The organism is Myxococcales bacterium, assembly GCA_012513515.1.
Taxonomy (GTDB): domain Bacteria; phylum UBA10199; class UBA10199; order 2-02-FULL-44-16; family JAAZCA01; genus JAAZCA01.
Window position 1 is genome coordinate 35,383 of record JAAZCA010000020.1, and the last position, 6,940, is coordinate 42,322.

General features: G+C 51.6%; 6 protein-coding genes and 1 other RNA gene. 2 read left to right on the plus strand and 5 right to left on the minus strand.

The window, feature by feature from the left end; all coding sequences use genetic code 11:
• Positions 1-514: 514 nt before the first annotated feature.
• A complete protein-coding gene (locus GX659_04765; GenBank protein ID NLD28102.1) occupies positions 515-2,521 on the plus strand; it encodes a DNA translocase FtsK in 2,007 nt (668 codons plus the stop codon).
• Between the two features lie 3 nt (positions 2,522-2,524).
• Complete coding sequence (locus tag GX659_04770; GenBank protein NLD28103.1) at positions 2,525-3,184, plus strand: outer membrane lipoprotein carrier protein LolA; 660 nt, start codon at positions 2,525-2,527, stop codon at positions 3,182-3,184.
• 170 nt (positions 3,185-3,354) lie between these two features.
• Here GX659_04770 and rnpB read toward each other — a convergent pair.
• The 5 genes from rnpB to GX659_04795 all read right to left on the minus strand — a co-directional run bounded on the left by rnpB (position 3,355) and on the right by GX659_04795 (position 6,649).
• Positions 3,355-3,794: RNase P RNA component class A (gene rnpB / locus GX659_04775), an RNA gene on the minus strand.
• 208 nt (positions 3,795-4,002) lie between these two features.
• Positions 4,003-4,410 carry a ribonuclease HI family protein gene (locus tag GX659_04780; GenBank protein ID NLD28104.1) on the minus strand — a complete coding sequence of 136 codons (408 nt, stop codon included), beginning with the start codon at positions 4,408-4,410 and terminating at the stop codon, positions 4,003-4,005.
• Positions 4,411-4,443: 33 nt separating this feature from the next.
• Positions 4,444-4,749 carry a hypothetical protein gene (locus GX659_04785; GenBank protein ID NLD28105.1) on the minus strand — a complete coding sequence of 102 codons (306 nt, stop codon included), beginning with the start codon at positions 4,747-4,749 and terminating at the stop codon, positions 4,444-4,446.
• On the minus strand, positions 4,746-5,513 hold the full coding sequence (locus GX659_04790; protein NLD28106.1) for a hypothetical protein: 768 nt from the start codon (positions 5,511-5,513) through the stop codon (positions 4,746-4,748). The genes GX659_04785 and GX659_04790 overlap by 4 nt, the downstream gene beginning before the upstream one ends.
• A gap of 107 nt (positions 5,514-5,620) precedes the next feature.
• Complete coding sequence (locus GX659_04795) at positions 5,621-6,649, minus strand: DUF4325 domain-containing protein (GenBank protein NLD28107.1); 1,029 nt, start codon at positions 6,647-6,649, stop codon at positions 5,621-5,623.
• Positions 6,650-6,940: the final 291 nt, after the last annotated feature.

The window sequence follows — 6,940 nt, forward strand, 5'->3', positions numbered from 1 at the left end:
CGTCGGACGCGGCGTATAATCCCGCTCAAATAATCATTATTTCTAAATAGTTAGCCAACTTTTGGGATGCCTCCAGATGAGAAGAAGCGCCGAAGCACAAAGCACGAATTTCAAGAGGGACATACTGGCCACAGTTTTTATCGCCTGCGGTGTATTTCTATCCATATGCCTGCTGTCATACAACCCGACCGATCCGGCCCTAAACGCCGCCTCCAACCTGGAAGGCGTGGGCAATCTGGGGGGAATCGTAGGGGCGTACCTATCGGACATACTCTTCACCGTGTTCGGAATAAGCGCTTACTTGGCTGCGGCGCTCTGCTTCCTGATGGCGGGACTTCAGATAACAGGGGTCTCCCCAAATCTGCGCATCAGAGGAATTCTCGCCTACCTAGGCGCGGTAGTTTTCGCGTCCACGTTGATACACCTCCAGTTCAACACGGTGGAGATTCGAGGCCACAGCATCCCCGGCGGAGGGATAATTGGCGGGCTTATCGGCGGAATACTCGTCAAGTTCATGAACCGCCCCGGGGCCTACATCATATCGATAGCCTCCTTCGTTCTATGTTTCATGATCGCGACCAAACTTTCTATATTCACGATAGCGAAGGGGGCGAGATATCTCTTTACGGTGGGGATTGTAAAAGCGGTCAGATTCAGCATAGCTGCAGCGATTTCCATCGGAACGCTGTCAGGCAAAATCGCGACCAGGGCATGGATATTTCTAAGAGCGCAGTTCAAATCCATTTTCTCCGGAGGCTCCAAAGAGAAAAGGAAAGATCCTGAGATACATATAAGCGAAATAGCCAAAAAGGAAGAGAAGCTCTCTTCGTCAAAAAAATCCGGCGATATCGTGACCCTCGCTCCTATTCGAGCTTCCGCATTATCATCCGTACAGGCAGATCCGGCCTCTCCTTCGAGTAAAGCAACGACGCCTGAGACAGCGCACCAGCAATCCCCAGCGACTGAACCCAGAATACTTCAGCGCGCAGACACAAAAATAAAGAGGGCTTCGGAGGAACAGCTCAAGTTCCGCAAGATGGATTTTTCAGGATACGAGCCGCCGCCGGTTTCACTTCTCGACGCGGAGGAAAGAAAGAAGATCGATGTCGATGAGGAGAGCCTCAAAAAGAATTCTCTGCTGCTCGAAAGAAAACTCAAGGACTTCGATGTCGAGGGACGCGTCATCGCGATACATCCAGGGCCCGTCATCACGATGTATGAATTCGAGCCGGCGGCTGGCACCAAGCTAAACAAGATAGTCAATTTGCAGGATGACCTCTCGCTCGCACTGTCCGGCAGGAGCGTGCGAATAATTCCACACCTCCCCGGCAAGGCGGCCGTGGGAATAGAGGTGCCAAACGGCGAGAGAGAGATCGTCTGGCTGCGCGATATAATATCATCGAGCCAGTTCGCAAAAATACAGACGAAGCTCCCGCTCGTTCTCGGCTCCAGCACAGCCGGGCACCCTACGATAGTCGATCTCACAAAGATGCCGCATCTGCTAATCGCCGGAGCGACTGGCTCCGGAAAGAGCGTGGCGATAAACACTATCATCGTGAGCGTGCTTTATCGCTCTTCGCCGGACGATGTGAAGTTCATAATGGTCGATCCCAAAATGCTGGAGCTCTCCGTCTACGACGGAATTCCGCATCTCCTTTTGCCTGTCGTCACAAAGCCGAAGCCGGCCGTGCAGGCGATGCGCTGGGCGATCAGGGAGATGGAGCGGCGCTACAGGCTGATGGCTGACACAGGAACGCGAAATATACTCGGCTACAACGAAAAGATCCTCAAGGGGCAGATCGACCTCGTCACACAGGAGAAAGCTGCGGAGATGATCGAAGCCGACAAAGAGGCCGTGGCTCACACAGGAAAGCTCCCCTACATAGTCATAGTCATCGACGAGCTGGCCGACCTCATGATGACCTCCACGCAGGACATGGAAGACGCGATAACGAGGCTCGCACAGATGGCGCGAGCCGCCGGAATACATCTCATACTCGCCACGCAAAGACCCAGCGTCGACGTCATAACTGGGCTGATCAAGGCTAACTTCCCGGCTCGAATCGCGTTCAAGGTGACATCACGCCATGATTCGAGGACCATCCTCGACGGCATCGGAGCCGAGACCCTCCTCGGAATGGGAGATATGTTATTCATGACACCTCAGGGCGGCAACCTGATCCGCATCCACGGTTCCTACGTCACCGACTCCGACATCACGCGCGTCGTCGGTCATGTAAAATCTCAGGGCGAACCCATCTATGACGAGACGATCCTGAAGGAGCCCGAACTCCCGCCGGATGCCGACGAATTCGCGGAGGATAACGACGAGCTCTACGACAAGGCGCTTAGCATCGTAAACGAAACGCGGCAGGCGTCGATATCCATGGTTCAGAGAAGGCTTCGCATAGGCTACAATCGCGCCGCCCGCATGATCGAGAGAATGGAAGCCGAAGGGGTCGTCGGCCCCGCAGATGGTAGCAAACCGCGCCAGGTTCTCAGCGGAAACATCGAAGGTTAAAATATGAAAAAAATTTTTTTTGCATCGGTGGCCGCGGCGCTCGCCGCAGTTTGGGTTCAGACATCCGTGGCCGCCGACCTTAAATCGGAAATATCCAAAATCGAATCGGCCAACGGTTCATGGAACGATATCAGCGCCGACTTCGAACAGAAGACCTTCATAGCCCTGCTTGGGAAAAGCGTCGCTAAGAAGGGCTTGATGCATCTCAAAAAAGGCGGCAAGTTCAGAATCGAATACAAGGGGGACGATCCCAAGGTCTACCTCTGCGATGGGAGCACGATCTGGATATTCGTCCCGGGAGACGCTTCGAGCCTGCAGACCTATGCGGTAGGCGACAAGAGCATTCCTAAGGAAGCCCTGTCATTTCTCTCCGGCTTCGGGGCAATAAGCAAAGAATTTAAAGTCGACGAAAGCGCGTCATTCCCAAAGAAAAAGAATGGAGAGATCGCGCTGGCGCTGGAACCAAAAAAGAAGAGCGCGCACTACAGGTCACTGGAGGCTCTATTTTCCAAGGATGGAATAATCCGTGAGATGATAGTACACAACGAGTCAGGGAACAGAAGCCACTACATACTCGCATCGATAAAGATGAATCTGAATCCCCCCGACGACGACTTTACGCTCTCATCCGGCAAGGCCACTCCTGACACGCTTCCGCAATAACACCCCACTCTCTGGAGCCCCACTCCGACAGTTGCCATTCACTAGTTACGAGTCACCAGTTACGGATTTTCCGACCATCGAACTATCGAACTATTGAACTATCGCACCATTGAACTATTCAAAAAAAAGGCCCCGCCATTCTTTCGAATAGCGGGGCCATATGGCAACGAAGATGTGCAGGATCTGTAAGCCGAGTTCTGTCAGGCGTGCGGCGTGTGTATGGCCGCAAACCCAACGATCATTCATCTGGGATCGCCGTTGCCGGCGACCTCTAGCAACCTACCCGCCGGGTTAGCTTTTAGGCACGGCGCGGAACACGCCGCCGCAGATCATCTTTCGATGAGCGGCACCCGACTTATTTGGTCTTGCTCCCCAAGGGGTTTTCCATGCCGCCGACGTCGCCGCCGACGCGGTGAGCTCTTACCTCGCCTTTTCACCCTTGCCACCGGTTGCAAGCAACCGAGGCGGTCTGTTTTCTGTGGCACTGTCCGTTCCCGTCATCCTCGTAAAATGGCCGGGACCTGGGCGTTACCCAGCTTGGCTTCCTGTGGAGCTCGGACTTTCCTCCCTCGGCACGCAAGGCGCCGAGAGCGATCGTTCGATCCTGCACCATCATTTCAAAGAACGTAATTTATGAAAAACATCTCATTAAAAAAACGCCAGTCACGATTCACGGCAGTTAATGGATCCCCGCCAAAACCATGCGGGGATGACAACCTCACTCGCCGTCATTGCGAGCGTCAAGCGAAGCAATCCCGTTCCTACAGTTCATCTTAATCCTTAATCCTTAATTCTTAATTCTTAATCCTTATTTCGCCCTAAACTATCTGTCCATCAATAGCCAGATTTGCGAGCTTGTCCGCAGCCTTATTCCTCTCGCGCATCACATGATTTATATTGAACGAGCCAAACTCCTTCGAAAGTTTAATCGCCTCCTGAAAAAGCGGGCGCAGCCCTTCATTTTTCACCTTGTACTCGCCAAGTATCTGCCGAACCATCAGTTCGGAATCGCAAAAGACTGAGACGCGTTCTAATTTTAAACGCAAAGCCTCTTTGAGGGAGAGCAGTAGCGCGTGATACTCGGCCTGGTTGTTGGTCATCTCTCCCAAATAGCGACAGACGCTGCCAAGCTCTTTCCCATCGCCATCTAATATGACGCCTCCGGCTCCTGCAGGCCCAGGGTTTCCACGCGCAGCGCCATCGGTAAAAATTCTGGCTTCAGACATAACCCACCATGATGAAAGTTGTTAAGATTGGAATCAGCCGCGGATAAAACCGAAAGCGTCGAGCAAGGCGCGTTCTTCTCTGGAGGAAAGCGCGGAGACTATCTTTCTCGCCTTCGGGGTTAGGCCGGCTTCCTTCAGCATCGATGAAACCGAGGTGTCGCGCTCCCCTTGTTCTTCGCGCGCAAGCGCCATCGCCAGTTCGCGCACAGCCTGCTTGGCATCGTCGACGGAGATGGAGCCCTTGAGATCTCTTTCCACGCAGGGAAAGCTCTCATTTTCAGCCAGAAACAAAAGAAGCTCAACTAGCGTCTCTTTCGGCAATGCGGTTATCTTTATCATTCCCCCTCCGGGAGCTTCTGTTCATCCGAGGAAACTGCACCCTCGACGTTTTCTTTTTCCAAGTATACCAAACGCTGGCAATTAGGACAAATCTTTAACTCACTTCTTCTCAGCATCTCGTTTAACATCTGCGGCGGAATTTTCCTTAAACATCCGCGGCAGGCGCCATCCTCTATTTTCACGACGACATCGACATAGCGCTTGCCTACGAATTCGTATTTGCGCCTGATGTCCCTGTCTAGCATGGCGATGAGTTCTGGGCGCCTCTTCTCGCCATCGGCCATCTGCGCCTTTATTTCAGCGGTCTGGCTTTCCACTTCCTGCCGGGCCTTGTTGAAGGCTGCTTCCTTATCGGTGAACGCAGTTTTTAGTTGCTCACTTTTTTGCTTTAGCTGCTCTATTTTTTCCATCGCCTGAAGCACTCGGTCTTCACGTTCGCGATTTATCTTTTTCCCCTCGGAGATTTCCTTGATCGCGGCCTGATATTCCTTGTTCGTCTTTATCGCATAGAGCCTGGCTTCGCGCTCGCGAAGTTTGTCGGTAGACTCCGCGACATTCTGCTCGTCCTGCCTTTTCTGCGATTCGATTGAGGTAAGCTCTGAATCGACGGCCTCAAATTCTGCCTTGGCCTGGTTGTAGGCCTCTTCGATCTCTTTTATCTGTTCCGGAAATTGTTCTATCACGCGGCGAAATTTATGCAGGGTTGAATCTATGGACTGTAGTTCGCAAAGGACGGCTAGCTGCTCTTGATAGTCGATGGGCATCGAAATCTCCGGAATGTCAAATAGTTAGCAAAATTGACCCCGCTCTTTACGTCTTCTAAAGGGGGATGTCAATGGGATTGGGGGCCCTCTAGCCACCTACAGCCGACCTACCCTACAGAACGCCGAATCATAAACTCCACATCCTCATTAGCCCCTTTCCAGCTGATATCGATATCCGGATGATTCTCGGCAAAAACCCTAAAAACCTCATCCACAAAGCCCTGCCCGACGGTTCGCACCCCTGTGAAATCCAGCTCTATCCTGCGGAAGCTTTCCATGGAATGCAGGAGGCGCTTGGCCTGAGACCTTGAAATATAGCTGTCGCCGGAATCAAAAAGCCTGACGCTGATACTGCTTTTGTCGAAGGTAAAATCCTCCCCGGTGTACTTTCTGAAGACATCGGCAAGCTTCCTCGACGATGGAAGATCCAGCTCGAAATAGACCGAAGTCCCCTTTTTCTTCCGCGCCCCCTCTACAAAGAGATCGTCAATACGACCATCCACTATAAGGCGCTTGCCGTTGCTCGAAAGAACGAATCTGTCAACGGCCCTGGAGGTAAAAAATATTCCCTCTCCCGAATGTCTATCTGGCGCGGTGGTCTGCTTGCCTTTGAGCAGTTCCCCTACCGCATCCATAATTCCGGGGAGACCTTTCTTCGCACGGATATTCTCGAATGCGCCGATGCCTCTGTCATTGATCTCGACACAGACCCCCAGCTCGCCAATTCGCATAACGACATCTATGAATTTGCTTCCGGAATGATCAATGGCGTTATTTAACATCTCGGTGAAGGCATAGCGAAGGATGTCGAGCTCATCCTGCGCAAGATTTTTCAGGGGCGATTCTTTTAAGGCCTCCTCGAACGCGGAGTCTTCAAGCAGCCCCAACGCCTTGAATCTTTTCTTGAATTCAACCTGCTTCCCTGAAAACTCATCGATCCGCTTCGGATCATTTAGCAGGTAAAAGCTATTTTGCCTGCTCCCGCCGCGCCTTATTATTTTCCCCTCGCGCATTAAATCTTTCAGATGCCTGGCGATGGCCTGGCGGCTTATGCCGAGCTTAGAAACGAGATCGGAGTTTCGCAAAACCCCTTTTTTGGCGATCATCTTCAATATGGCGTCTTTATTTTTGATCATGACAACATAATGACAACACAATTTTTGAATCATGTCAACATATTGTCAACATAAAATTTGAATCATGTAAACATGCCTCTATGCAACCTGCTTGTAGCGCTCCACGGCGGCTGATTTCGCGTTAAATTTGAAATGGTTATAAAATTATTGATCTTTTTTTCCAAATTGTGTTAGAAGGCGCAACTTCTTGCGGGACGATCGATCTTTAAAATTTAGATTTTGCGTATCGGTTTTCCTCCATTTTCCATTTTCTCATGCCATTTTCTAAATTTGCGGCACTGGAAAATAGAG

What these genes read in the sequence shown, in the direction of transcription:
- GX659_04770 (NLD28103.1), top strand. Translation starts at nt 2,525, where the DNA reads ATGAAAAAAATTTTTTTTGCATCGGTGGCCGCGGCGCTCGCCGCAGTT.
- GX659_04785 (NLD28105.1), bottom strand. Translation starts at nt 4,749, where the DNA reads ATGATAAAGATAACCGCATTGCCGAAAGAGACGCTAGTTGAGCTTCTT.
- GX659_04780 (NLD28104.1), bottom strand. Translation starts at nt 4,410, where the DNA reads ATGTCTGAAGCCAGAATTTTTACCGATGGCGCTGCGCGTGGAAACCCT.
- GX659_04790 (NLD28106.1), bottom strand. Translation starts at nt 5,513, where the DNA reads ATGCCCATCGACTATCAAGAGCAGCTAGCCGTCCTTTGCGAACTACAG.
- GX659_04765 (NLD28102.1), top strand. Translation starts at nt 515, where the DNA reads ATGAACCGCCCCGGGGCCTACATCATATCGATAGCCTCCTTCGTTCTA.
- GX659_04795 (NLD28107.1), bottom strand. Translation starts at nt 6,649, where the DNA reads ATGATCAAAAATAAAGACGCCATATTGAAGATGATCGCCAAAAAAGGG.